Raw genomic sequence first — 25042 nt, 5'->3', positions numbered from 1 at the left:
ATTTCAAAACACCTCTTTCTTTTTTTATTATATCATTGTTTAGATTTTGGTGTTCCTACTTTACTATAGCACTACAGTTATTATAGACGCATTCGGAGTCTGGGCAGAAGACCAGCTGTTTTTGCATAAAACTTCGCTTAGTCATCTTTCAGATATTTTGTCTGGTAAGCCTAACCGTTTAATCGTTGTAGGAGGGGCAGGAAGTTTATATGTAGATCCGGAACATAAAGTCCGTCTTATGAACACACCTGACTTCCCTGATATGTTCAAACCACTGGCATCAAATATGTCTGAAGCTTTTGACTCGCTTAAAACAAGAAATGACGTTAACTGGACATATCTAAGCCCTTCGGCTGATTTTTCTGCTGACGGTGAACGCACAGGAAAATACCAAGCAGGCGGAGAGGAACTTATGGTTAATAGTCAGGGACTAAGCACTATAAGCTATGCAGATTACGCCGTAGCTATGATCGACGAAGCAGAGCAGGGAAAACACATCAAAGAACGTTTTACTGTTGTATCTGAGTGATAGTATGAAAGAAGTAATAGAATTTTTAATTCAAAATCCTGTACAGTTTCTGGCTACCGCAGGTCTGGATAACAAGCCTAAAGTAAGACCGTTCCAGTTTATGTTTGAATATGATAATAAGCTGTGGTTTTGTACAGGAACAAAGAAAGAAGTGTATATGGAACTCCAAAAATCACCGTATATAGAATTATCAGTTTTATCAAATAATATGAAATGGCTGAGAATTTCAGGCAAAGTTATTTTTTCTGATTCTGAAATAATAAAAAAGAAAATTATTAATCAAAATAAACTGGTGAAAAGCATCTATCAGACATGGGATAATCCAGCACTTACCGCATTTTATCTTAAAGACTGCAAGGCTGTCATAACCGATCTTTCAGGAAAACTATCTGTGCAATATTCATTTTAAAAACTCAATATTTTGAATAAATACAAATATATATAATTCAAAAAAGGACTATGCTGTTTATTTTCAGTATAGTCCTTTTATCATCACAGTATGTTTCACGGGAAATTCACGTTCTCATCATACAGATTCTATTCAAAATTCTTAAAAAATTCTTCTGGAAAATATAAAGTCCCGTCTTTTTCTTCATTTTCCAAAAGTTCAAAAATGTCAAGTTCATATGCCGGGATATTTTCTTTAAAAACTTTATAAAGTAAACTGTCAAACTCAAGTTTTGCTACTTCAAAATGTAAAAGCGGTGCTTCACGTCTCAAAATTCTTTCTTTTTCCTCTATGTCTGTCCCTTTGAACTCTAAATTACTTCTCAAAATCACAAGTATTTCATAGTTACAATTTTTAGCAGGCCGAATCATAAAAGTATATATTATAACAGCTTTATCAAACTGCTGTTTTTTATTTTTTACAATTTTTACACCCATTTCCAAAACAAAATCCTTGTTTTCAACTGATTCATTCTTTTTTATCAGCCTTATGCTGCTCTGTATAAATGTATATCCTTTATTCAACATTTTTACATTTCCCATAAATCAAAATCAACTCCGTATTTAACAGCCGGTCTCTTCTTTTTATTTTTTCTTTTGACATTTTTTATTGATATTATTTTAGATGTCACACTTAGCAGGTCATCTCTTTCTAAAGATAAATCTATATCTTCACGTTTCAATTCCAGATGCCCGATTACATATGTCAGTTTCGAAAGAAATTCCAGACTTACATTACTGTTTCCCTTTTCAAACCTTGAGATTACCTGCTGTTTTACACCTATTTTATTTGCCAGTTCCAACTGTGTCATATTTTCCCTTTTTCTATAATCGAAAACCTGCTTTATCAAATTATCTTTTATAGAATTTATTTCAAAATTATATTTCAATTCCTCATCTTCTTTGAAGACTTCCTGCAAATATTTGTTAAACTCCATATTATTCACCCCTTATCTAAAATATCGGATAATTCTATCTCAAGCTTGGAAAAGAAATCATTATCGAATGAATTTACTTTCTTTTTCACAACTCCAAGAATAATTGTATTAACAGCTAAATGAAAGAATATCCTAAAATTATTTTTATTCATAATTCTAAGTTCATAAAGCTGATAAATTCCGTTTTTCCTTCTGATTGTTTTAATTTGATTATTACTTTTTAATAAATCTAACCCATTCTCATATTTACCAATATCGAGATACTGAAAAATTTTTCTGATAACTTTTTCATAGTCAGACTTATTCTCTTTCCTCAATTTTTCAAGGTTCGACCTTGCTTTTTCAGATAATATTATTCTCATTACCGCCCCTAAATTATACAACATATATATTGTAAAATCAATTTTTTTTATAACTAACCCTTCGACATTAATTATAACACAATATTTTACTTTTTAAAATCAAATGTTTATTTAATAAATAAATTAACAATACAAAAAAGGACTACACCGCCCATCTTTCAGCATAGTCCTTTTATTATTTCCATTTATTTTTCAAAAAATTTACATGCTTTCTACAATATTTTTTATCTCTTTAGCATGTTTTCCCATACTTTCCCAGTCTTGATTTTCCAAGTAAGCTTTTTTTATAAGGCTTGACCCCATTCCTACAGATACGAATCCTGCTCTGAAAAAATCAGTTATATTACCTTTTTCCACTCCTCCGACGGCCATAAACTCTACATTATCAAACGGCCCTTTCAGATTCTTTATATAAGAATCAGGAAGATCAATTGCAGGAAATAATTTCAGATAATTAAATCCATATCTCAAAGCAAGGGCAACTTCACTCGGCGAAAAAACTCCCGGTATTATATCTATATTTCTCTCTCTCGAATATTTCAGCACTTCTTCATTTACAGACGGCGTCAGAATGAATTCAGCCCCTGCTTCCTCGGCTTTTTTCAAATCATCTGCACTTAATATAGTTCCCATCCCTATTCTTGCATCAGGAAACTCTTTTTTCAGCATTTTTACTATTTCCAGTGAATCCTTGGTATTATATGTCACCTCAAAGTCCTTGATATTATATTTTATAAGTATTTCCCCGACTTTCAAAATATCTTCTTTTCTTATCCCTCTCAAAATTCCGGTTATTTTTGACTTTTCCATTTTTCCTCCAGACGTTAGATTCTACCATTCAGCTATAGTTCCGTCATAGTTTTTCCATTTTGGATTAGACCATACAAGTCCTTCTGCTGCTACTTTCTTTACAAGGTCTTCATCTATTTCTATTCCCAGTCCCGGCTTTTCAGGGACATCCAGATAACCATCCTTAAACATAAATATCTCTTTATTCTTTACGAAATCTATCAGGTCAAATCCTTTGTTATAATGAATTCCAAGGCTCTGCTCCTGTATAAATACATTCGGTGTACACATATCAAGCTGTAATGTTGCCGCAAGAGCTATCGATCCGTAAGGTGCATGCGGTGCCACTGCTATATCATACATTTCTGCTGCAGCTGCTATTTTTCTTGTTTCCAGTATTCCCCCTGCAAGTGCTACATCCGGCTGAATTATATCCACGGAATTATTATTAAACAGTCTCTTAAACTCCCATCTTGTGCTTAATCTTTCACCTGTGGCTATAGGGATAGGAGAATTTTTCGCTATATCAATTATTGCATCCCAATTCTCAGGAAGTACAGGTTCTTCTATAAACATCGGTCTGAAAGGTTCCAGTTCTTTAATAAGGATTTTTGCCATAGGCTTATGGACTCTTCCGTGAAAGTCGATACCCACCTGTACCTTATTACCAAGCAGTTCCTTTATAGAATTTATTCTCTCCAAAACCTGATCTACTTTTTCATATGAATCTATATAGTGAAGTTCCTCTGTAGCATTCATTTTTACAGCTGTAAATCCCTGATCAAAACGCTGTTTAGCTTCCTCTGCCACATTATTAGGTCTGTCTCCGCCAATCCACGAGTACACTTTCAGTTTATCCCTTACTTTTCCTCCAAGGAATTCATAAACAGGCATATTATAATATTTTCCTTTTATATCCCATAAAGCTGTTTCTATTCCTGAAATTACAGTCATATTTATAGGCCCGCCCCTGAAGAAAGATCTGTATAATTCCTGCCACAGTGCTTCTATATCAAAAGGATCACGTCCTATTATTTTTTTGCACATTTCATTGGCACAGGCTGTGACTGCTTCAGTCTTAGTCCCTGAAATCATCTCTCCCCAGCCTTCTATTCCTTCATCAGTTATTATTTTTATAAAAATCCATCTTGGCTTTACCTCATATATCTTAAATGATGATATTTTCATCTCCGGCTCCTCTCATTTTTATAAAGTTTACAAATAATATTTTTACACTTTGCATTTAATTAAAAGCTGAAAAATCTTTTTGGATTATCCTTTGTAATCTTATCAAAATACTCTTTCCCTATTTCTTTGACAAACTTATCTTTAAATATTCCCAATATATAATCCAGTCCAGGTTTTCCGCCGTATGTCGTAATGTAATCTTTTTTCCCCATATCTCCCGAAAGAAAAAGCTGATTTACGAACCCTTCCCTGATCATTATTTCCATTCTTCTTATTCTCTCTTCATCTGTATCATCAAGCTCACGCCCCACATGATCTGTCAGGATATTAAATCCTCTTCTGAGGGCTTCCAGCTGAATATTTACATCTTTCTGAATATCTGTGTGTCCGAGTAATATATTTTCAGATTTTACTCCGTTTTTTACCAGAAATTCTCCCTGTTCCAGCATCATTGTTCCTTTATCACAATGTGTACTCACCGGAATCCCTGTAAGTGTATGCACTTTTGCCACCACTTTTATTAATTTTTTCTCTGTGTCTGTTATATTATTATAGCTAGTTCCGCATTTTATAACACTGGGACAGATACCTGTACTGTCTATCCCGTTGTTTATCTCTTCAAGAAGCATGTTTATAAGATCACTTTCACTTAATTCAAAAGCAGATTTCGGTAAAAACTCCTCTTTATGAAAACCTGTACAGCAGATTATATTTATATCTTCCCTTTGGGCGATCTCTTTATATTTCAAAGGATCTCTCCCGTAATTCAGAGGAGTCATCTCCACTATTGTCTTTCCAGACTTCTCCTTGAATTTTTCCACTTCTGCGCACATTAAATCTACATCTAAAAGTCTGTAATCATCATACTTCTTATCAGGAATCTCCGGCGAAACTATCAAGTGTTCATGTGATAATGTATACCCCATCTCATCACCGGAAATTTTTCCGCAGACTGTTGTTACACTTTTCATAAAATCACCTTCTATATACTAAAATTTGAAGAACAAAGAAAGTTTCCATAATACCCAGCTCAAAAGGTGTGTTCCCGCATCTTCCGTAGATATAAGAGTACCCGCTGGAATATCAAATCCTCCTGCCATTGCCAGCTGTGTATGTATAAATGCCATATTCGTAGCTACAAGCAGCATTAAAGCTGTACAAATAACTGTTGTTATATATCTTACTATATTCCCCTTATGGAATGCCACAGGCCATGCTGCTACCCACATTGACATATATGCTATATCAGGAAGCGGAAGAAGTCTGTTCCCCGGAAGAATAGCCGCCATTATCAGTGTTGTCGGTACCATTAATATTCCTACAGCTATTGCAGAAGGATTAGCTATTGTAAGAGCTGCATCTATCCCTATTGTAAAGTCATTTCCCTGAAACTTGTTATTCAGTATCTCTCTGATTCCATTTGCAAAAGGCATAAGTCCTTCCATTATTACCTGCATCATCTTAGGTACGAGTATCATTGCAGAAGCAGTAGTCATAGCTATTATCATAATATTCCCGACACTTTCCTTTGCAAGAACACCAATTAATGCCCCAAGAACAATCCCCATGAAAAGGGGCTCCCCAAATACTCCGAATCTTTTTTGTATATGCTCGGGATTTGCATTCCAGTCTCTGAATCCCGGTATTTTATTATAAATTTTTTCCATTACCCATGCTATAGGTGCAAAGTTAACAGAGTTTGAAGTAGGAAAAGAAACTCCCGGAAGCCCGAAATAACTTTCTGCAAGCGGTGCTGTCCAGTCAGCAAGCTTAAATGTAATAACAGCACTTAAAACTGCACCTATTATTGCTAAAATTGCATTATGGGTACTGTACCACACAAGAGCCGCTGTAAATATAAAGTGGTTATAACTCCAGAAATCCACCATTACACACTTTGTTTTCTTAATTACAAGCATTAACACATTCACTCCGAGAACAGCAAGTATTACCACTGCTGCCATTGGAAACGACCATGTCGCCGCTGCTCTTGCCGGCCATCCTACGTCCATTATGTCAGTTCTTAATCCCCAGAAAGCAACCATTTTCTGTATCGGACCTGAAACACCTGATATAAAGAACCCTACTGTCATGTTTACCCCGGCAAACCCTACCCCTACAAGTATTGACGATCTAAATAACGTACTTAACTTTAATCTGAATATTAATCCTATTACAAATATAATAATCGGCATCATTACCATCGGCCCCAGCGACGCTATAAACTGCAGCCCCTTTATTACCATCTCCATATATAACACTCCCTAACTCTTTAATATATCTAATATTTCCGCTATTGTTTTATCTATTCCCACACCTGTTACAAATGCTATTCCTTTTACCACAGGCACTCCTCCTGCTGATTTTTCATCCAGAGGTCCTGTAGGCACTATTAAATCAGGTGCAAATGTTTTTATCTGAAACGGCACCTCAGCAAATTTACACTGTGCAAATGTAGCATCTATACCGGCTTTCTGACATGCCTCTTTAATATTATTTAATGCAACAGTACTTGTCACCATTGACGAACCACAACAAACCAAAATCTTTTTCATTTTTATTCCTCCTCATATAATAAACTTATCAATTCATTCTTATCTTCAGAATTTTTTATTTTTTCTAACAGATCATTTTTTGAAAATATCTTCATTAATTCTTCCAGAACCACTATATGTTTGTCTTTTTCATTAAGTGATATTACGAAAACTATATCCACTTCTATATCTGTCTTACCATCTTCTGCGCTTTTAAACATCACTGGTTTATCCAGAACAACTATATAGATAACAGGTTTTATTACATTTTCCATATCTGTGTGCGGAATTGCTATATTGTATTTTCCGCCCAATTCAAATCCTGTAGGATACTGCTTTTCCCTTCCAAGAATATTTTCCAAAAAACTTTCTTTTACATAACCGTATTTTAACAGCTCCCTGCTCACATTAATAAGCAGTTCCTCGTAGCTGTCATAATTACTTTTCAGCTCGATACATCTGTTATCCAGAAAATTATTCAGCATTTCTAACTCCTTTTAATATTTTATTTTCAAAATCATATTCTGACATCTGCATATCTCATACTTATGACGTAAGATATAATTTTATAAGATCAAAAAGTTCATCTGTATTTTTTACAATATTTGTTTTTTCTATAAATTCCGTGTTTTTCATTAATTTTATTATATCCTCTATACTCTTTACATGGTCTTTTTTCCTTTTAGCCGAAATAAAGAAAATGAGCGATACTCTTTTATCTCCGGGAAATAATACAGCTTCCCTCAGTTTCAGTATACTTACCGATGAAGTATTTACGTTTTTACTGGCATCCCCGTGCGGTATGGCTACTTCATTCTGAAAAACAAAGTGTGCCCCGAAAGTTTCTGTTATATGTATAATTTCATCTATATACTTTTCTGTTATTTTATTATTTTTCAAAAGCAGATTTCCTGCCGTTTTTATAGATTCCTGCCAGTCTGCTGCACTGTCAAGGATACATAATTCCTCTTTTGTGATAAAATTGAGAAGTCCTTTATCTTCGTTTTCTCTCTTCTCCAAAAATACTCCCCTTGATAATTCATTCTTTAGTTTTATTTCATTGTCAATATTCTTGTTAATAATATCCAGTATCTCCACTATCTCAGTTTCATTCACCTGTCTTTTTATGAGATTATAGCTGCCGAGTATCTTCTGATCATTAATTGTAAAAAATGGCGACACTGTTACAACAGGTATTCCGTTAAACTCTCTCTCTTTGATTTTAATGGTACTTACTATAATATCCACATTTTCGAGATTTGCATCAAAAAGTTCAAAATAAGATATTACGTCAATAACCTTTACTTCATACTCCTTCTCCATCCTGTTGGCCACAAGCCTTGATGTTCCATATCCCCCGCTGCATATTAACAATATACTCTTTATTGTCTTTTTGGTATTTCTCTCTATAGAAGCCAGAAAATGCAGCGTAAACAATGCCTTTTCCGAATTTGAAAATCTGCTTCCTATGAGTTTTTCCAGCGGTTTCAATGATCCCCCCACTATTTCCAGCAGATCTTTATACTCCTTTATTTCATCAAAATAAATATCTTCCTCTGTAAAAATACTGTTCTTCATCCTGTATATAGCCGGCTTTATATGGTTAAGCAGCCCTTCCAGAAGCTCATCATCAGACGAAATATCCGTATTAGTCTGACTGCTTACATTTTTTATAAGCTCTTTTACCAAAAGTTCTATCTCCAGCCATTTTTCAAAAATAAGGGTATTATATGCATATGAATGGAACCCCAGCATGTAGTCTGCCAAAATCATTCTTTCATTTTTCCCGTACTTTATTCCGAGACTGTCTTCAAGTGCCCCGATATCATTAGATATCATTTTGTATTCTTCTATACTTTGAAGAAACTTCTTATTTTCCACATTTGTAATTGTTTTTTTCTGTTTTATTCTTAAAAATGAAATTACCATGTAGGAAAAGAAGTACTCATAAAAATTATTATCTTTATTTTTCAGGTCTTTTGATATTTCTCTTATGAACTTTTTTACTGCCATTATATTTTCCTCTGCAAGATAAGCATAAAAAATATTTACAGCAGGTATTTTTTTATCATTGGAAAAATCCTGATAATAAAGCTCGCTTATTTCCCTGAAAAATTCTTTGAAAATCAGATTTCTTATCTTGCTTTCATCACCGTACAGCTGATTATTCTCAAGCTGTAAATCGTATTTCCCTGTTTCCTGCGAAAATTCCAGAATATCACTTTTTACAGTTGTTCTGCTTACTCCCAGACTTTTTGATAAATTTGTTATATTTATCTTTTTCTCAAAAAATAATTTTGCTTTTAAAAAGCTCTGTCTCTCCTCCTTTGAATCTTTATTCATTTCATCTAAAATTTTCCTGAGTTTATCAAGATCGAGAGAATCCCCGATACTTAGTCCTCCATTTTTATTTTTCACGAGAAGCGGCATATTATTAAGCTCAAGTATAAAATCCAGCTTGTTTATTTCATACCTTACAGCCTGTTCAAGAATATTCAAATATTCCGCAGTTTCCCTTATGGTGGTATCTTTGTTTTCCTTAAGAAAGTCAACAATTTCTAATAATCGATTATTAATATACATCTATATCACCTACTAAATAATATCCTGAAAAGTACACATCATCAATTTTCAACTTTTCAAAAAAAATTTTGAAAATTCTTTCACTTTAAAACAAAAATAAAAATTGTCTGATAATTTAAAGATGTGTATAAATATCTATAAATAAAGTATTTGGAAATTTTTTTATAATTAATTTATAAATGATAAATTATTTTAAATTTTTATTAGACAAAACAGCAGTATTTCTGATAAGTATATATAAGTTTGTTTGTAAAAAAGAGATAATTGTACTTAGTTTATTATACTAAATTTAACTTATTATATCATATGAAAACAATTATTTTCCAATTTTGAAAATTTATACCTTTTTTATAAAATTATTAGTAAATCTTTCTCTTTTTGGTATTGCATTAAGTATGAAAAAATTATAAAATATAGGTACTCTGAGAAAGGAGCATAGTATGGTCTTAGGAATAACCGGAGGTATTGCCACGGGTAAAACAGCCGTAAGTAATATTCTCCAGGAAATGGGCTTTGATATTATTGACATGGATATTATTTCCAGAGAAGTGATCAAACTTCCGGAAATTATAAAAATGTTAACTGAAGAATTTGGTATTGATATTTTGACTGATGGCAGCGTAGACAGAAAGAAACTACGTGAAACAGTGTTTAATGACAAAGAAAAAGTTGATAAAATCGATGATATAATGCATCCCGCCATTATCAAAATATCACAGGAAAAAATTGAAAAATTGAAAGGTATGAAGAAAAAGCTTATTGTGGTAGTAATCCCTCTGTTATTTGAAGTACATCTTGAGTATCTTGCGGACAAAATTCTGCTTGTTGCAGCCAGCAGAGAAAAACAGACAGAGCGTATTATAAAACGTGATAATACTAATAAAACAGACGCAGAAAATATAATAAACTCACAGATGTCCCTTGATGAAAAAAGACTAAAAAGTGATTATATTATTGAAAATAACGGAAGTTTGTCGGAGTTAAGAGAAAAAGTTTTGAAATTTTTAAATAATCTAAATTATACAGGAGAAAACATATGAAAAAATTTATAATTTCTATCATTTTAGCTTTAGTAGTTCTATGGTTCCTGAAACCTTTTAATATAGTTATACTCGGAAGTGACGCACGTCCATGGCAGCCCCTGAAAGGATCACGTTCTGATTCCATTATGCTGATTAACGTTAACCCGCTTCTGGCTAAAATAAAAATAGTCTCTATACCAAGAGACTCGTACACGCCTATAGACTGTGAAAAGAACGGAAAAACGGACAAAATTACACACGCACTGGCTTTCGGCGGTTCGGCATGCAGCGTAAGAGCCCTTGAAAATATGCTTAATACCAAAATACAATATCATGTTTTACTAAGATTTGAAGATGTTATAAACATAACATCTCTTGTAGGCGGTGTTGATATTGTCTCTAATCATACATTTACACAGGATAATCAGAGTTTTGTAAAAGGAAAGTCTTACACTATTGAAGGAGAGCGTGCTCTGGCATATGCAAGACACAGAAAAACAGACAGCGACTACAAAAGAGGCGACAGACAAAAGCAGATTTTCTCAGGACTGCAAAAAAAGATTTTATCTCCTTCAGGTTTAGGAAAAATACCAAGTATTATCAGTTATTGTAACCAGCATATGGAAATACGTTTTAATCCGCTTAGATTCATCTCAATGCTTCCTGCTATAGCAATTCATGGAAGTAATTACGAGACATTTGAGCTGGAAGGAGACGGAAAAATGATGAAAGGTGTATGGTACTTTATCCCTGATCAGGATTCACTGAAAAAAATAAAAAAAGAATTTAAAGTATGGATATAAATACAGAAAGGCGGAGAGTTTATATGACTAGAATCAAACATCTTGAAAACAAAGGTTTTTTTATCTTCGATGATGATGAAAAGGAGACTCTGGCTGAATTGACTTATAAGAAAAACGGCGATATTTTGATTTTCGACCACACTTATGTTTCTGACAAACTCAGAAATCAGGGAATTGCCGGAAAATTGCTGAATACAGCGGTTAATTATGCTAGAGAAAATAAGTTCAAAGTAAAACCGGTATGCTCATATGTAGTAAAAAAGTTTGAGTCTTCTGAATTTGATGATGTAAATATTGATAAAGTGAAAAAATAGCAAAAAGGCGGAATTTTTTTATCCGCCTTTTTATATTAATTTTTTACATTACTGTATCAAATAATGTAACTTCTTTTGTCTCGCTGCTTTTCTCATATTCAAAAAGCGCTCTGTAATATGTCATCCCTTCTACATCAACACTTCTGGTTATATACTCTTCATTTTTTACACTGTTATAAATTCTGAAAGCATTCTTTGCTTCAAATAGAAAATGTACTGTTAATACTATCCACCCCAAAGCAATTATATTCCAGACCGCAGGATTAAATACCAGCAGACATATCCCCAAAATAAAAATCACTGTATATACTGCCAGTTTTTTCAGTAATAATTTTTCATAAGTTTTCCGCATTAAGTTTCTGTCTATAAAATAAACATCTGCTAATACCCCAGATCTTTCATTTATAGGAATTCCATTAATATTCCCTCTGTAATTTACCATTTTATTCCGAAGAAGAACATCCCCGCTTTTTTGAAGCTCATGAAACTCCATTGACATCATTATAGGAAAAACAATTTTTTTATATATTATAAATACTCCATAAAAAAACGCTCCTATAATAAAGGAAAAAAACACTATTAATGAATATACCAAGCCTTTTCCGTTCATTTTAACCCCTTTCTTTTATTTAATAGATGTTTATTATATTACATTATAAAAGTTAATCTGTCAAATTCGATACCTAAACTGTACAAACTTCTTTTGCTGTGTTAGAATATTTATAAATTAAGGTTTCTTTTCAATAATTCAATATCTTATCTGTTACTGTATATTTTTATTTTTCTTGTCACTTTTAATACTATAATTTTAAGTATATAAAATTAAATCTCAGGAGGTATTTATATGAAAAAATTACTTGTTTTATTAATTCTGGTTTTATCATGTTTTATTTACGGAGAAGAAAAAATATTATACAACAAAGTCATAACGAATTCTAACCAGAAAATCAGAGTTGCTACTTACAATATTGCGGCTGGAGCTAATAATTTCAAGGTTGATCTAAAGTTAACCGCTGAAACCATAAAAAAAATAAATCCGGATATTATTGCAATTCAGGAAGTGGACAGAAATACACAAAGAAGCGGTAAAACAGATCAGATCAAAGTTTTGGCAGATTTGACAGGCTATAATTATGTATATGGCAAAACTATTGATTTTCAAGGCGGTGAATATGGTATAGCAGTATTGTCAAAACACCCTATTATCAGTAATGAAATCATCAAACTCCCGTACACTGATACTCTTACCAAGAAAGAAGAAGAGCCGAGAATTGCTTTAGTGACTAAAGTAGACGTTCCGGGATTCGAAGTGCCTATAACATTTATAAACACACACTTAGACTGGCATGAAGACCCTAATATCAGATTACAGCAGGTGAGAACTATTAATGAAGTTACTTTAGATATGAGAGGGATCAAAATATTAGCTGGTGACTTTAATGACACACTAAATTCAGTGGTTGGAAAAGAAATGGAACGATATTGGACTACAGTATTTGACGGGAAAACAGACCATAGAACATGGCCGGCTGTGAATCCTGAAGTGGCTATTGATCAAATATTTTTAAATAACGCACAAGTCTGGAAAGTGGAAAAAGTGTATGTTCCTAACACAGGAACCGAAAAAGATGCAGACTGGAAAACAGTCAGCGACCATATTCCGGTTATTGTTGATTTAAAATTATTAGAGCAGTAGAGCGGGAATTTTATTATAGAAGAGGCTGCATTGGTGATGCAGCCTTTGTTTAAATACTTTACCTATAAATCTTTATATTACCCATATTCTTTTCATAATTCCAAAGTAATATTTTTATCTCTTTGACTTCTTTAGCTGTAAAATTATTATATTCCATGAAAATTTCTTTTTTCTTTGCCAGTTTTTCAATTTCATCAGAAATAAAATTATACATTACCTTATATTTAGCCCCTAAATCAAACAATATCAAGTAATACATAAAGCTTTCTAAATCCTTTTTCGATAAAATATCATCATATTTAACCGCTAATCTTTCCAAATCTCTTAAAGGATGTTTTTCATTAATACCATCAAAACTTTTATACTCCTTTTCCAGTTCAATATATTTCTCCATAACATAATTATCAGCAAAAATCAGATTTTTATTTTTCAAATTAAAATTTTCAGGAAATTTTGTTCCTGAATTATAATATGTTCCACTAAATATTGATGTTTCAAAACCTAAACTTGTTTCCAGCGAAACATCAAATAAAATTGCATCTGAAAAATCTACTTCTCTCATATTACAGTTCTTAAAAGCAACATTTTTCAAATTTGAGTTTTTAAAATTTACAGAATACACATTACTATTATCGAATTCAGTATCAGTTATTTCAGAATTTTCAAACTCCGTCAGTATAAGCTTACTATTTATAAATTTTGACTTCTTTATAATTGATCTGTTAAAAACAGTATTTCTTAAATCAGAATTCATAATGGTCAGATTTTTTATACTGAGATTATCAAATAAGGCTCGGTGACCATCAAAGTTTTCTAGCGTTTTATTATTTAAATTATCAAATGGCAAAGTTATTACAGGAATATCCGAATTAAAATATATTCTCATGATGTTATCTCCTAATTTAATTATTTTTATAGTTTATATCTGTATTTTATATAATATCAATATCTATAAAAGTTTCTAAACTGCTAAGTAGCTTCATTGTCTTTAGTTCCAAATGTATTGCAGGATAAATATTATCATAAATTTCTATACCTACATTAAGACCACTCTCTAAATTATATCTTCTTTTCAACTCTGAAATAATTAATACTTTACTTTCCAATTCATCTAATATTTGATTTATCTGAATATTGATATCCAAAGATTCCTGATAAGCCACTCTAAGTTCCCAGCATGTTTCCAAAATTTCATAAAATCCACTATTATTTTCCAAAAATTTCCTTTTATTTTTATAAAAAATTGTTGGTTCCAAATTTAAACTTTCTGTTATTTTCTCAACAGGAAACTCTGTATCAGAAAATAAAGAAAACTCACAACAAACTCTTGTCTTTTTCATTTTATTTCCTCCCTGCTCCTTTTATTACTAACTAATTTTTAACAAATGCCCTAAAATAGTTTATACCATTTTATTTAATTATGCAATAAATAAAAAATCAGCCGTTTTATGCAGCTGATTATATATTTATTTCACTCTTACAAAAGTCAGTGTATCTGTTCCTGCTTTTAAAACCAGAGTATTATTATCTTTAAATTCAAAACCTGTTACATTACTAAGTACTGACAGATATTTATGTTCATTTTCCATCAAGTCCTGCGGTCCCATCATTCTTGTACTCCCTATTCCGCTTAATGTGATATCTTTACCATTTAGCGTATAAGATCCAAAATATCTGTTTACTCCTGAACTTCCGCTTATCTTATCAGTTGTTATATCAAGAGTTATTGCACCTATTTCTTTTCCGTCCATCATCTTTGTTGTTATTTTCTCTCCTGAAATTGCTGTAAGCTTCCATGAAGTATCAGCTATATCTTTTTGTTTAACAGCAGTTCCTGTAGTGCTGTTATTCTGTAATGTTGTAGTATTGCTGCAGCTAAACAGAAAAAATACAGAAATCACAGCTAAAAAAAAATTTTTCATTTTAACATCTCCTCTTTATCCATTGAATTGTATACTCATTCTATCAAATGTTACTTTGAAATTCCTTTATATTTCCATATTTTTTAGAGTAAAAATCTGAATAACAGGTAATTCTTTATATTTATTTTTTATTTCTGCAATATCATGTTTTATATTTCAAAAATTCAATAACTATATCAATATATTTATCCGTTAGTTCTTCATCTGAAAGATTTTCATTTTCATATCTTAATCTATAGCTTAAAGCTACATTACTTTTTTTCCGTTACTTTTTTCCATATTATACCAACTGATTATATCCCGCCATATACCGTTGTTCTCACTATCTTTTGTATATTCCTTATAGTATAAGCCTAAAGCAGTGAGGTATCCGTTTATAAAAGAAGACATCATATCATAATTCTTATAATCTGCCACAAACATTCCCGGATATTGTTTCAAAGTATACAATATTTCAACAGCTTCTGAAAAATTCATTTCTTCCCCGTTTCTCATTTTATTTCAATAATCCCCCCAAAAAGCAAAAATATCTATAAAATTAAATTTTATAGATACTTTATTTATCTGCTTCCTATTTTTATTTTCATAAGATTTTCCTGAATCTTTTTATTAGCCTTAGCTATATCTTCTTCCTCTTTTAGCTTAGACAATTTCGATTCTTCGATTTCTTTTTCCCTTTGTGCTCTTTCTATATCAATTTGACTAGATTCTATAATTTCATCACCAAGGATAAGAACCCTCTCTTTATTGACTTCCATAAATCCACCGTCAATATAGTAACGCATTTCACTGCCCTTTTCCTGCTTTACTATCATTTCACCATAGCTCAGCTCGGTAACCAAAGGCATATGATCTGCCATTATCCCTATATCTCCGTTTACGGTTCTTAATTTCAGAAATTCGGCAGTAGTGGAAAAAGCTGTTCCTGATGGTGTTATAGCTTCTATACTAAAAGATTTTGCCATAATTATTCACCTACCAATTCTCTAGCCTTAGCCTCTGCTTCCTCAATAGTTCCGACGAATAAAAATGCTTGCTCCGGCAGACTATCATGTTTTCCTTCCAGTATTTCCTTAAATCCTCTGATTGTTTCTTTCAAAGGAACATATTTTCCTTCCAGACCTGTAAACTGCTCTGCTACGTGGAACGGCTGAGAGAAAAATCTCTGTATTTTTCTTGCTCTGTTTACTGTTAGTTTATCTTCGTCAGATAATTCATCCATACCCAAGATAGCTATTATATCCTGTAATTCTTTATATCTTTGAAGAAGTCTCTGTACTTCTCTTGCTGTATTATAGTGTTCTACACCTACTATTTCAGGCTCAAGAATTCTCGAAGTCGACTCAAGCGGGTCTACCGCAGGGTAGATTCCAAGTGATGAAATACTTCTTGATAATACTGTAGTCGCATCCAAATGCGAGAATGTAGTAGCTGGTGCCGGATCTGTAAAGTCATCCGCCGGTACATATACAGCCTGAACCGATGTTATCGATCCTTTTTTCGTAGATGTTATTCTTTCCTGAAGTGTTCCCATTTCAGTTGCCAGGTTTGGCTGATAACCAACCGCAGAAGGCATTCTTCCCAATAGTGCCGAAACTTCCGATCCTGCCTGTGTAAATCTGAATATGTTATCTATAAATAGTAACACGTCCTGACCTTCACGGTCTCTGAAGTATTCTGCCATTGTAAGCGCTGTAAGACCTACTCTTAGTCTTGCACCCGGCGGTTCGTTCATTTGTCCGTATATCAAAGCTGTTTTATCTATAACGCCGCTTTCTTTCATTTCGTTATAAAGGTCTCTTCCTTCTCTTGTTCTTTCCCCGACTCCGGCAAATACCGAAAGTCCTCCGTGACCTTTTGCTATATTATTAATCAGTTCCTGAATTAATACTGTTTTACCTACTCCGGCTCCTCCGAACAGTCCGATTTTTCCACCTTTTAGATAAGGAGCAAGCAGATCTACTACTTTGATTCCTGTTTCCAAAATATCTGTTCCTGTTCCCTGCTCTTCAAAACTAGGAGCTTCTCTGTGAATAGAGTGATATTCCTCAGCTTTTACAGCCGGTCCTTTATCCACTACTTCACCAAGAACATTAAATATTCTTCCTAATGTTTCTCTACCTACCGGTACTTTTATAGGACTTCCGGTATCTATTACTTCCAGTCCTCTTTTTAATCCGTCTGTTCCGTCCATGGCAACCGCTCTCACAACGTTGTTTCCCAAATGCTGCTGAACTTCTGCAACCAGCTGTTTTCCATCTTCGAATTTTATAACTAACGCATTATATATTGCAGGAAGCTGTTCCTCAAACCTTGCATCAATTACCGGTCCTATTATCTGTAATAAAGTTCCTTTATTTTCCACGCCTTGCCCTCCTATCTACTATTTTAAGGCATTTGATCCGCCAATTATTTCAGTAAGCTCCTGTGTAATAATCGACTGTCTTACTCTGTTATAATCTAATGTCAATTCATCCAGTATGTCCTTGGCATTATCACTTGCACTCTGCATTGCAGTCATTCTTGCTGAATGTTCACTTGCTGTATTTTCCAGTAATGACTGGTATATCTTTATATTTAAGCTTTTAGGAAGTAAACTTCTTAAAACAGCTTCTATTGAAGGTTCAAATATATATTCCTTATTGGTTTTTGCTTCTCTTCTCTCTAAAGGAAGCAGTTTTTCCACCTTTAATTCATATTGTATTGCAGATATAAATTTAGAATAAATAATATGCACTTCATCATATATGTCGCTCAGATAAAATTCGGCTATATTCTCACTTATTCCTTTTGCCTTTTCAAACATTGTTTCAGGAATCAGCTGTATATATTCCGCATCTACATTTATTCCTCTTCTCTTACAATAATCTCTTGATTTTCTCCCTACAGCTATTACAGAAACTTTTACGCCTTTTTCCCCATAGCTTGCCACTAACTTTTCCAGTTCTTTAAAGGTATTGCTGTTAAAGCTTCCGCAAAGTCCTCTGTCTGAAGTCATCATGATTACACCAATTCTTTTTACTTCTTTTTTTCCGTCAAAAAGAACATGATGTACGGACTTCAGGCTTCCAGCCACATTTCCCAGTGTTTCTTCTATAGCCTGCGCATACTTTCTAGTGCTTAATGTCAAAGTCTGAAATTTCTTAAACTTTGTAGAAGATACCACATTCATTGCGTTGGTAATCTGGCTGGTACTCTTTATGCTCTCTATTCTACCTTTTATTTCTTTCATATTTGCTGACATAAAAAACACCTACTTACTGTTCAAAGTTATCTTTAAAATTTTTGATGAAATCTGCCAGTTCCTTTTTAAGCCCGTCATCAAGAGCCTTCTTCTCTTTTATTCTTGTTAATATATCTGAATTATTTCTCATACTTTTCAGTAATTCTTTTTCAAAAGTAGTAACATTTTCTTTTTCTATTGCATCAAGATATCCTCCTGTAACTGCAAAGAATGAAACTACCTGTTCTTCTACAGGGTATGGATCATACTGAGGCTGCTTAAGAACCACCATGATTTTAGCCCCTCTGTTTAACTGGTCTCTTGTAGCTTTATCCAGATCAGATCCGAACTGTGCAAAAGCCAGTAATTCAGTATATTGTGCAAGTTCCAGTTTTACCTGTGATGCTACCTGTTTCATAGCTTTTATCTGTGCGGAACCTCCAACCCTTGATACTGATATTCCTGCATTTATCGCTGGTCTGAATCCTGCATTAAATAAGTCTGATTCCAGGAAGATCTGTCCGTCTGTTATTGATATAATGTTTGTCGGTATATACGCAGATACATCCCCTGCCTGAGTTTCTACTATCGGAAGGGCTGTAATCGACCCGGCTCCAAGTTCGTCGCTCAGCTTTGCCGCTCTCTCAAGAAGTCTTGAGTGAAGATAGAATATATCTCCGGGATAAGCTTCTCTTCCCGGCGGTCTTTTTAATAACAGTGACATTTCTCTGTATGCCACGGCATGCTTTGATAAATCATCGTATACTATCAAAACGTGTTTCCCTTGTTCCATAAAGTACTCAGCCATTGCTACCCCTGCATAAGGTGCAAGGTATTGAAGTGAAGCTGATTCAGATGCTGTTGCTGCAACTATTGTAGTATATTCCATAGCACCGCTGTCTATAAGCTTTTGGTGCAGTCCTGCTACTGTGGATCTTTTTTGTCCTATTGCTACGTATATACAGTAAACGTCATTTCCTTTTTGATTAACAATGGCATCTACAGCAACTGCAGTTTTCCCTGTCTGTCTGTCACCTATTATTAATTCTCTTTGTCCTTTTCCTATCGGTATCATTCCGTCTATTGCTTTTATCCCTGTCTGCAGCGGTTCTGTTACCGGCTGTCTGTCTATTATTCCATAAGCTTTTCTTTCAGTTTCCATAAATTTTGCAGCTTCTACAGGTCCTTTGCCGTCTATTGGATTTCCCAATGGATCTACTACTCTTCCAAGCATTGCTTCTCCTGCCGGAACCTGTGTAATTCTTCCAGTTGATCTTACTGTATCTCCTTCTTTTATAAGTGAAAAATCACCAAGGAGAACAGCCCCTACGTTGTTCTCTTCTAAGTTAAGAACCATTCCCATTACATTATTGGGGAATTCAAGGAGTTCTCCCTGCATGGCATTCTGAAGTCCGTATACTCTCGCTATCCCGTCTCCTACTTCTACCACAGTTCCTACACTTGCTATATCTAATGATGTTTTGTAATTCTCTATTTCTGTTTTTATGATCTTGCTAACCTCTTCTGGCCTAATTTTCAAAGAAAGCACCTCCATTCTAGAAAGTATTTTTTATATTTTCTATTTGACGTTTTATTGAGCCATCAATTATTTGATCTCCCATTTTCACTATTCCACCGCCAATAATATCTTTGTCTACTTTTATTTTTAAAATTATTTTTTTACCTACTTTTTTCTCTAATTTACTCTTAAGCAGGGCATACTGTTCTTCGCTTAGTTCTTTGCTGAAAATACCAGTAACCTCTACTTCGTTGTTTTCCAGATAGTAAAGTTTCAGATATTCGGAAACAATGTATTTTATTATCTCTATTCTGTTTTTATCCACGAGATAATCAATTATGTTCATTATAATATCGTCTGCTCCAGTAAAAATTTTACCCAGAAAATCTTTCTTTTCACTATTCTCTATCAGCGGATGCAACATGAAATTTCTAAATTCAGAATCATTTATATATAGTTCCATAAGAGAATTCAGCATATCATATATTTCTTTTACTTTATCTTTCTCCTTAGCAACCCCATATACTGCTTCAGCATATCGTTTTGCTATATCTGCCTCATGCATAATAGTTACTCTCCTACTTCTTCAATAAAATTATTTATTATCTTGTCTCCGTCTTTATCTATATTTTCTTTAAGTATCTTTTCAGCCAGCGTAACTGCAAGGCTGGAAACCTCTTTCTGAAGTTCCTTTGATGCGCTTTGTTTCATTTTTTCTATATCTATTTCAGCTGTCGTAAGCATTTTTTCTCTGCTTTGATTAGCTTCTTTTAATATTTTTTCTTTTCTTTCATCTGCTGATATTTCAGCTCTTATGAGTATTTCATTAGCTCTTTTTTTTGCTTCTCTTTTTAATTCACTAGCTTCAGCGGTTGCTTTTCTGGCATTGGCTCTTTCTTCCTCTGCTTCTAACAATTTACTGGTAACTATTTTCTTTCTCTCATCTAAAATCGGTCCTATTTTTTTCCCAAATAACCTCCAGAATACATAAACTAAGATCAGAAAGTTTATAATTTGAAGAAGCATTGAAAGATCTAATGTGATTAAATTTGATCCATTTTCCATATATAGTCACCTCGAACTTTCTGAATTTTTTTATCCTTTCATGAAGATTAAAAGGAATGCTATAACTAATGAATAAATACCTGTAGATTCGGCAATCGCACACCCTATGAATAATACCTGTAGTATATCCTGTTTAGCTTCAGGCTGTCTTGATACTGCTTCTACTGCTTTTCCCGTTGCGAACCCCTGTCCTACTCCGGCTCCAATACCACCTATCATTGCTACTCCTGCACCTAATAAAGCTGCTGCCTGCATTATATCTGCCATTTTAATTACCTCCTGTAATATTTTCATTTTTCATTTTGTTTTTATATTTATTTGAATAAACTATAAACCTGTAACCTGCATTTTACATTGCTGTAATCAGTTACTTTAATTCCAAGCCGGGCAACCGCTAATGTGCCGCCTGCAGCTGCAGTTCTTCTTCCTCATCTTTATCACCAAGTGTCTCGGATATGTAAACCGATGACAGTACCACGAATACAAAACTTTGTATTGTTCCTGTGAAAAGATCGAAATAAAGATGTAAAAACGCCACCCATCCCGGGGCAAATGCGAATAAATGACCAGCTACGTTTATTGTCAGTCCGTAAAGCAGTCCCATTATTATTATTCCGGCAAACATGTTACCAAAAAGCCGCATAGACGTATTTATCGGTTTTGCAATTTCTCCGATAACGTTAATTACCAAAAGCACCGGTGTCGGTGATGCAAGACCTTTTATATATCCTGTTACTCCCTCTGTCTTTATTGCACAAGACAGGAATATTACCACTACCAGCAACGCCAGTCCTACCGTCGTATTCATATCAGCTGTCGGGCTTCTCAAAAACGGCGATACACTGTATCCTCCGCTAGGAAGCTTTTCCACAAGCGGTATAAACGGCAGAAAAAACGAAATAAGGTTACACATAAATATAAATGAAAACAACGCTGTTATAAACGATACGAATGTCTTCTTATATTTACCGAAGTTAGCAAGAAACATGTTTTCAATAAATGAATACAACATTTCCAGAACTACCTGAAACCTGGTAGGATTTTCCACGCTTAAATTCCTTGTTCCTATTGCCAGCAAAGCAATCAAAATTATCATTACAACCCATGTCGTTACTATCGTCTGGTTTATATTTAATACCAGTCCGCCGATTGTCAGCGACCAGAATATTTTAGGCCCCTCTATGAGCGGAGGTGTTGCATAAGTTATCGGCAATATATACTGTAAACCCCATAGTATAAGGTTGATTACCAGCATAACTCCCAACAAAAGCCCAACTACTCTCATTATTTTTTTCATACCGTATCGTCTCCTATTTTCTTACTTCTAAACATCATGCTCAGATACATGGATATCTTAAAGTTCAGCAGTCCTAAACCACAAAACAGCATATTTAGCTCCAGTCTTCCGAATTCATATTTCTGTGTTATATAGCCTACTATGAATAACACTATTCCGTAGATAATAAATCTCCGAAAAAACTGGGAGTAGACCTTTGATTTGATTTTGTCAGGAAAATACATTATTCTCTGACAGTCCCTGTATAAAGATATTATATTGAAAATAGACACCAGACACCCGAGAAAACAGGCGAAGTATAGTGCCTTTATCTGAAAGATCACTCCTATCAGTAAAAGTACTGCTGTGATTACCACTGCTATTTTCAGCATTTTTATTATATCTTTACTAAAATATTCTAACATTAATTGACTCCCAATTCAAGGATTTATTTTCCGTCAGATGCTTATAAAAAGTGAGCTCCGCAACTTATTTTCCTGCTTTTATTTTGGGCAGGGGAAAATAAAAACTATTTATTTTTGATGTCGATGTACATAAGTATATACCCTATTGACCAACAAGTCAAGGGTTTATTTTCCAATTTCTTTCACCAGTTTATAAAAACTGTAATACCCTGATATAAGCCCTATCCCTATCATAATTATGAATATCAGCGGATGTCGTCCGAATTTTTTTTCTATTACAAAATAATACAGACACCCCATCAGCACCATGGGTGTACACAGCGTATAAACCATGTTCATTCCCACCGACATATACTTTAGTGTTCTTTGTCTCTCTTTATTTTTCTTTGCTTTTTCATTATTTTTCATTTTAAAATTCCCCGTAATTCAATTATTTTTTCAATATAAAGAAAAACCTGTTTTCACCAAATTCTTCGTCATTTTTTATATCCACTATATCAAATCCTGTTTCAAGAGCCTTATTGGCTATTTCCTCTAAATCAAATATAGTTTTTACATGAACTTCTTCATAATTCCTGAACAGATTTTCTTTTTCCCTTATAAAAAGCTTTATATTTATAATGTAGTTTTCCCCTTCTTTATTGTACCGCCATATTGTGAGATAATTTTCCTTTTCATCAAGAAATACCCCGTTTTCAAACATTTCCTCAAATATCTCTTCTGTTACCACATCAAATATCAAAATTCCGTTTTCTTTTAGATTTTCATATGAACAAAGCAGAAAATCCTCAAGATCACCGAATTTATCAAAGTAATTCACTGTGTCAAAATTACAGACGACATAGTCCACCGGCTTTTCAGCCCTGAAATTTCTGATATCTCCCTGATATAGTTCCACATCTTTGGACTCTTTTGTTTTATCCCCGGCTATTTCCAGCATAACTTCAGATATATCCACTCCGATACTGCTAAATCCGTCTTTGGAAAATCTCACGAGAAACTCACCTGTTCCACAGCCCAGATCAAGAACCGTCCCTGCTTTTTTTATATATTTTCTGAGATATTTGTACCAGTCTTCATAATTGACGCTTTCCATAAAAACATCATAAATATTTGCAAATTCTTTATGCAATTTACACCTCTCCAATAATTATTTCATCTTAAAGTTTTTCCAGAAACTCATCATTTAATGTTTCCAGCACCTTCACAATACCTTCTTCATCAAGGAACTCCACTTCAAAATACCCGTCGCCGTGTGACAAGAGTATCGTTCCTGTGTCCCCGTTTTTAAGTGTCGTTACATCGTTATCCTCGCCGATGTACACTACCCTGTTTCCTATTTCCATAGTTTTTCTCCCGTATTCTTTTGTTGTATAAATATGATAACACCAATAATTTATATTTTCAAGAATAAAATTAAATTATTTCAGACCTTGTATTTTGGGAATCTTTCCCTATTCCAGCACTAATATTTAATAATAAAAAAAGGAGCTGTTCATAAAGTAAAATATTTTATAAAACTCCTTTTCAATTATTGCAGATTTATTTTGCCGGTTTTTTCTCCGGTGCAGTTACTTCAGGTACAGAAGCTGCTGCACTTCTTTCTTTCAAATACTCATAATTAATATCACTTGTAGAATTAATAACCAATATCAGCTTTAGCTCTCCGTTTTTTTCCACAGGATAAAATACTGTCATATTTCTTCCTGATCTTATATCAAAACTTTTTCTGTCCTTTAACATTTTATCAAATTTTTCTTTTACATTTTTATCAGGTATATAGGGTCTTTCCAGCGCCTCTGAAATTTTTCTCTCATCTCTCGAATCGTAATCCCACGATGTAACCTGATAAAATACCTTATTTCCGTCTCTGATTTTAGGTATAAGCATAGTCAGTGCATTTTCTTTCATGGTCAATAATAATAAATCTCTTGAAAAATATAACTCTCTCATTTGCACGTCTTCATCTATCTGTGTCACTATTTTTGTTGTTACCGCCGAACTTCCTATATCCGTAGCCTGCTGTTTCAGTATTTCAAGATTTTTCTTTTCCACCTGAACCTTTACTATAGACTGTATTCCAAGAACCAGTACAATAAGCACTCCTGAAGCCATTAATATTTTTTTGTAATCCACTCTTCTGTATTCAGGCTCGCCGTATCCGGAATATGCCGCTATGGCATTAGAAATTATGTTTAAACTAATTACCACATGTAAAAAACCTAACACCACCAAAATACTCAGAATTATTCCGAAAATTGCCCAAAGTTCATCTTTCATAACAGTCAGATTAAATATATTTCCCAATAAGCCTATAACAAATAAAACTACTGCAAGCCATAAAAACAAAAGAATTATTCTTAAAACCCCTGATTGTAATCCTCTTAGCCTACTACTCATACTTCCT

34 protein-coding genes are annotated in these 25042 nt (G+C 33.6%); 6 read left to right on the top strand and 28 right to left on the bottom strand.

Annotated elements, in window-relative coordinates; translation table 11 throughout:
- Positions 1–49 precede the first annotated feature (49 nt).
- Positions 50–529, top strand: a complete 480-nt coding sequence (locus tag NK213_RS06240; RefSeq protein WP_253347934.1) for an NAD(P)-dependent oxidoreductase — start codon at positions 50–52, stop codon at positions 527–529.
- Positions 530–533: 4 nt separating this feature from the next.
- A complete protein-coding gene (locus NK213_RS06235; protein ID WP_253347932.1) occupies positions 534–938 on the top strand; it encodes a pyridoxamine 5'-phosphate oxidase family protein in 405 nt (134 codons plus the stop codon).
- Between the two features lie 128 nt (positions 939–1066).
- Here NK213_RS06235 and NK213_RS06230 read toward each other — a convergent pair whose 3' ends face one another.
- From NK213_RS06230 to NK213_RS06185, 10 genes are all read right to left on the bottom strand, one after another.
- The gene (locus tag NK213_RS06230) at positions 1067–1504 is read right to left on the bottom strand and encodes a hypothetical protein (RefSeq protein ID WP_253347931.1); all 438 of its coding nucleotides are present in this window, start codon (positions 1502–1504) and stop codon (positions 1067–1069) included.
- A gap of 2 nt (positions 1505–1506) precedes the next feature.
- Entirely contained in the window at positions 1507–1914 is a 408-nt protein-coding gene (locus tag NK213_RS06225; protein WP_253347929.1) for a helix-turn-helix transcriptional regulator, read from the bottom strand.
- A 5-nt stretch (positions 1915–1919) separates the two neighbouring features.
- Positions 1920–2276 carry a hypothetical protein gene (locus NK213_RS06220; RefSeq protein ID WP_253347927.1) on the bottom strand — a complete coding sequence of 119 codons (357 nt, stop codon included), beginning with the start codon at positions 2274–2276 and terminating at the stop codon, positions 1920–1922.
- A 201-nt stretch (positions 2277–2477) separates the two neighbouring features.
- Positions 2478–3086: a bifunctional 4-hydroxy-2-oxoglutarate aldolase/2-dehydro-3-deoxy-phosphogluconate aldolase gene (locus NK213_RS06215; RefSeq protein ID WP_253347925.1), complete on the bottom strand. Its 609-nt coding sequence runs from the start codon at positions 3084–3086 to the stop codon at positions 2478–2480.
- A 21-nt stretch (positions 3087–3107) separates the two neighbouring features.
- Entirely contained in the window at positions 3108–4253 is a 1146-nt protein-coding gene (gene dgoD / locus NK213_RS06210) for a galactonate dehydratase (protein ID WP_253347923.1), read from the bottom strand.
- Between the two features lie 59 nt (positions 4254–4312).
- Positions 4313–5224 (bottom strand): phosphotriesterase, encoded by a 912-nt coding sequence (locus NK213_RS06205; protein ID WP_253347921.1) that lies wholly within the window; start codon positions 5222–5224, stop codon positions 4313–4315.
- 18 nt (positions 5225–5242) lie between these two features.
- Complete coding sequence (locus NK213_RS06200) at positions 5243–6505, bottom strand: PTS galactitol transporter subunit IIC (protein ID WP_253347919.1); 1263 nt, start codon at positions 6503–6505, stop codon at positions 5243–5245.
- Between the two features lie 12 nt (positions 6506–6517).
- Positions 6518–6808 (bottom strand): PTS sugar transporter subunit IIB, encoded by a 291-nt coding sequence (locus NK213_RS06195; protein WP_253347916.1) that lies wholly within the window; start codon positions 6806–6808, stop codon positions 6518–6520.
- 2 nt (positions 6809–6810) lie between these two features.
- Complete coding sequence (locus NK213_RS06190) at positions 6811–7272, bottom strand: PTS sugar transporter subunit IIA (protein WP_253347914.1); 462 nt, start codon at positions 7270–7272, stop codon at positions 6811–6813.
- Between the two features lie 61 nt (positions 7273–7333).
- The gene (locus NK213_RS06185) at positions 7334–9370 is read right to left on the bottom strand and encodes a transcription antiterminator (protein ID WP_253347913.1); all 2037 of its coding nucleotides are present in this window, start codon (positions 9368–9370) and stop codon (positions 7334–7336) included.
- Between the two features lie 440 nt (positions 9371–9810).
- Here NK213_RS06185 and coaE point away from each other — a divergent pair, with 440 nt between their 5' ends.
- From coaE to NK213_RS06170, 3 genes are read left to right on the top strand one after another with little or no spacing between them, the layout of a single operon-like run.
- A complete protein-coding gene (gene coaE, locus NK213_RS06180) occupies positions 9811–10410 on the top strand; it encodes a dephospho-CoA kinase (protein ID WP_253347911.1) in 600 nt (199 codons plus the stop codon).
- Entirely contained in the window at positions 10407–11195 is a 789-nt protein-coding gene (locus tag NK213_RS06175) for an LCP family protein (protein ID WP_253347909.1), read from the top strand. The genes coaE and NK213_RS06175 overlap by 4 nt, the downstream gene beginning before the upstream one ends.
- Positions 11196–11218: 23 nt before the next feature.
- Positions 11219–11509, top strand: a complete 291-nt coding sequence (locus NK213_RS06170) for a GNAT family N-acetyltransferase (protein ID WP_253347907.1) — start codon at positions 11219–11221, stop codon at positions 11507–11509.
- Between the two features lie 43 nt (positions 11510–11552).
- Here the strand turns inward: NK213_RS06170 and NK213_RS06165 are convergent, their stop codons facing one another.
- Positions 11553–12119: a hypothetical protein gene (locus tag NK213_RS06165; RefSeq protein WP_253347905.1), complete on the bottom strand. Its 567-nt coding sequence runs from the start codon at positions 12117–12119 to the stop codon at positions 11553–11555.
- A gap of 234 nt (positions 12120–12353) precedes the next feature.
- Here NK213_RS06165 and NK213_RS06160 point away from each other — a divergent pair, with 234 nt between their 5' ends.
- Complete coding sequence (locus tag NK213_RS06160; RefSeq protein ID WP_253347903.1) at positions 12354–13205, top strand: endonuclease/exonuclease/phosphatase family protein; 852 nt, start codon at positions 12354–12356, stop codon at positions 13203–13205.
- 58 nt (positions 13206–13263) lie between these two features.
- Here NK213_RS06160 and NK213_RS06155 read toward each other — a convergent pair whose 3' ends face one another.
- The 17 genes from NK213_RS06155 to NK213_RS06075 form a co-directional block, all read right to left on the bottom strand.
- Positions 13264–14091: a pentapeptide repeat-containing protein gene (locus NK213_RS06155; RefSeq protein WP_253347901.1), complete on the bottom strand. Its 828-nt coding sequence runs from the start codon at positions 14089–14091 to the stop codon at positions 13264–13266.
- Between the two features lie 46 nt (positions 14092–14137).
- Entirely contained in the window at positions 14138–14545 is a 408-nt protein-coding gene (locus NK213_RS06150; RefSeq protein ID WP_253347899.1) for a DUF4279 domain-containing protein, read from the bottom strand.
- A 126-nt stretch (positions 14546–14671) separates the two neighbouring features.
- Positions 14672–15127 carry an META domain-containing protein gene (locus NK213_RS06145; protein WP_253347897.1) on the bottom strand — a complete coding sequence of 152 codons (456 nt, stop codon included), beginning with the start codon at positions 15125–15127 and terminating at the stop codon, positions 14672–14674.
- Between the two features lie 246 nt (positions 15128–15373).
- Positions 15374–15622, bottom strand: a complete 249-nt coding sequence (locus NK213_RS06140) for a hypothetical protein (protein WP_253347894.1) — start codon at positions 15620–15622, stop codon at positions 15374–15376.
- Between the two features lie 65 nt (positions 15623–15687).
- Entirely contained in the window at positions 15688–16092 is a 405-nt protein-coding gene (gene atpC / locus NK213_RS06135) for an ATP synthase F1 subunit epsilon (RefSeq protein WP_253347892.1), read from the bottom strand.
- A gap of 2 nt (positions 16093–16094) precedes the next feature.
- Positions 16095–17492, bottom strand: coding sequence for a F0F1 ATP synthase subunit beta (gene atpD, locus NK213_RS06130; RefSeq protein WP_253347890.1), 1398 nt, complete (start codon positions 17490–17492; stop codon positions 16095–16097).
- A gap of 18 nt (positions 17493–17510) precedes the next feature.
- Positions 17511–18371 (bottom strand): ATP synthase F1 subunit gamma, encoded by an 861-nt coding sequence (gene atpG / locus NK213_RS06125; protein ID WP_253347888.1) that lies wholly within the window; start codon positions 18369–18371, stop codon positions 17511–17513.
- A 13-nt stretch (positions 18372–18384) separates the two neighbouring features.
- Positions 18385–19890 carry a F0F1 ATP synthase subunit alpha gene (atpA, locus tag NK213_RS06120; protein ID WP_253347886.1) on the bottom strand — a complete coding sequence of 502 codons (1506 nt, stop codon included), beginning with the start codon at positions 19888–19890 and terminating at the stop codon, positions 18385–18387.
- A 16-nt stretch (positions 19891–19906) separates the two neighbouring features.
- Positions 19907–20434, bottom strand: a complete 528-nt coding sequence (atpH, locus tag NK213_RS06115; RefSeq protein WP_253347884.1) for an ATP synthase F1 subunit delta — start codon at positions 20432–20434, stop codon at positions 19907–19909.
- Positions 20435–20439: 5 nt separating this feature from the next.
- Complete coding sequence (gene atpF / locus NK213_RS06110) at positions 20440–20934, bottom strand: F0F1 ATP synthase subunit B (RefSeq protein ID WP_253347882.1); 495 nt, start codon at positions 20932–20934, stop codon at positions 20440–20442.
- Between the two features lie 30 nt (positions 20935–20964).
- Entirely contained in the window at positions 20965–21201 is a 237-nt protein-coding gene (gene atpE, locus NK213_RS06105) for an ATP synthase F0 subunit C (RefSeq protein ID WP_253347880.1), read from the bottom strand.
- Between the two features lie 127 nt (positions 21202–21328).
- Positions 21329–22231 (bottom strand): F0F1 ATP synthase subunit A, encoded by a 903-nt coding sequence (gene atpB, locus NK213_RS06100; protein ID WP_253347878.1) that lies wholly within the window; start codon positions 22229–22231, stop codon positions 21329–21331.
- Positions 22228–22635: an ATP synthase subunit I gene (locus tag NK213_RS06095; protein ID WP_253347876.1), complete on the bottom strand. Its 408-nt coding sequence runs from the start codon at positions 22633–22635 to the stop codon at positions 22228–22230. Before NK213_RS06095 ends, atpB begins: the two co-directional genes overlap by 4 nt.
- 165 nt (positions 22636–22800) lie before the next feature.
- Positions 22801–23043, bottom strand: a complete 243-nt coding sequence (locus tag NK213_RS06090; RefSeq protein ID WP_253347874.1) for an AtpZ/AtpI family protein — start codon at positions 23041–23043, stop codon at positions 22801–22803.
- Between the two features lie 22 nt (positions 23044–23065).
- Positions 23066–23767: a class I SAM-dependent methyltransferase gene (locus NK213_RS06085; RefSeq protein ID WP_253347872.1), complete on the bottom strand. Its 702-nt coding sequence runs from the start codon at positions 23765–23767 to the stop codon at positions 23066–23068.
- A gap of 28 nt (positions 23768–23795) precedes the next feature.
- The gene (locus NK213_RS06080; protein ID WP_253347871.1) at positions 23796–23981 is read right to left on the bottom strand and encodes a DUF4926 domain-containing protein; all 186 of its coding nucleotides are present in this window, start codon (positions 23979–23981) and stop codon (positions 23796–23798) included.
- A gap of 196 nt (positions 23982–24177) precedes the next feature.
- The gene (locus tag NK213_RS06075; protein WP_253347869.1) at positions 24178–25035 is read right to left on the bottom strand and encodes a hypothetical protein; all 858 of its coding nucleotides are present in this window, start codon (positions 25033–25035) and stop codon (positions 24178–24180) included.
- Between the last annotated feature and the right edge of the window lie 7 nt (positions 25036–25042).

It is taken from the genome of Sebaldella sp. S0638 (genome assembly GCF_024158605.1).
GTDB lineage: Bacteria > Fusobacteriota > Fusobacteriia > Fusobacteriales > Leptotrichiaceae > Sebaldella.
The sequence above is the reverse complement of the archived record's forward strand: the minus strand, read 5'-3'. Positions and strand labels throughout refer to the sequence as shown.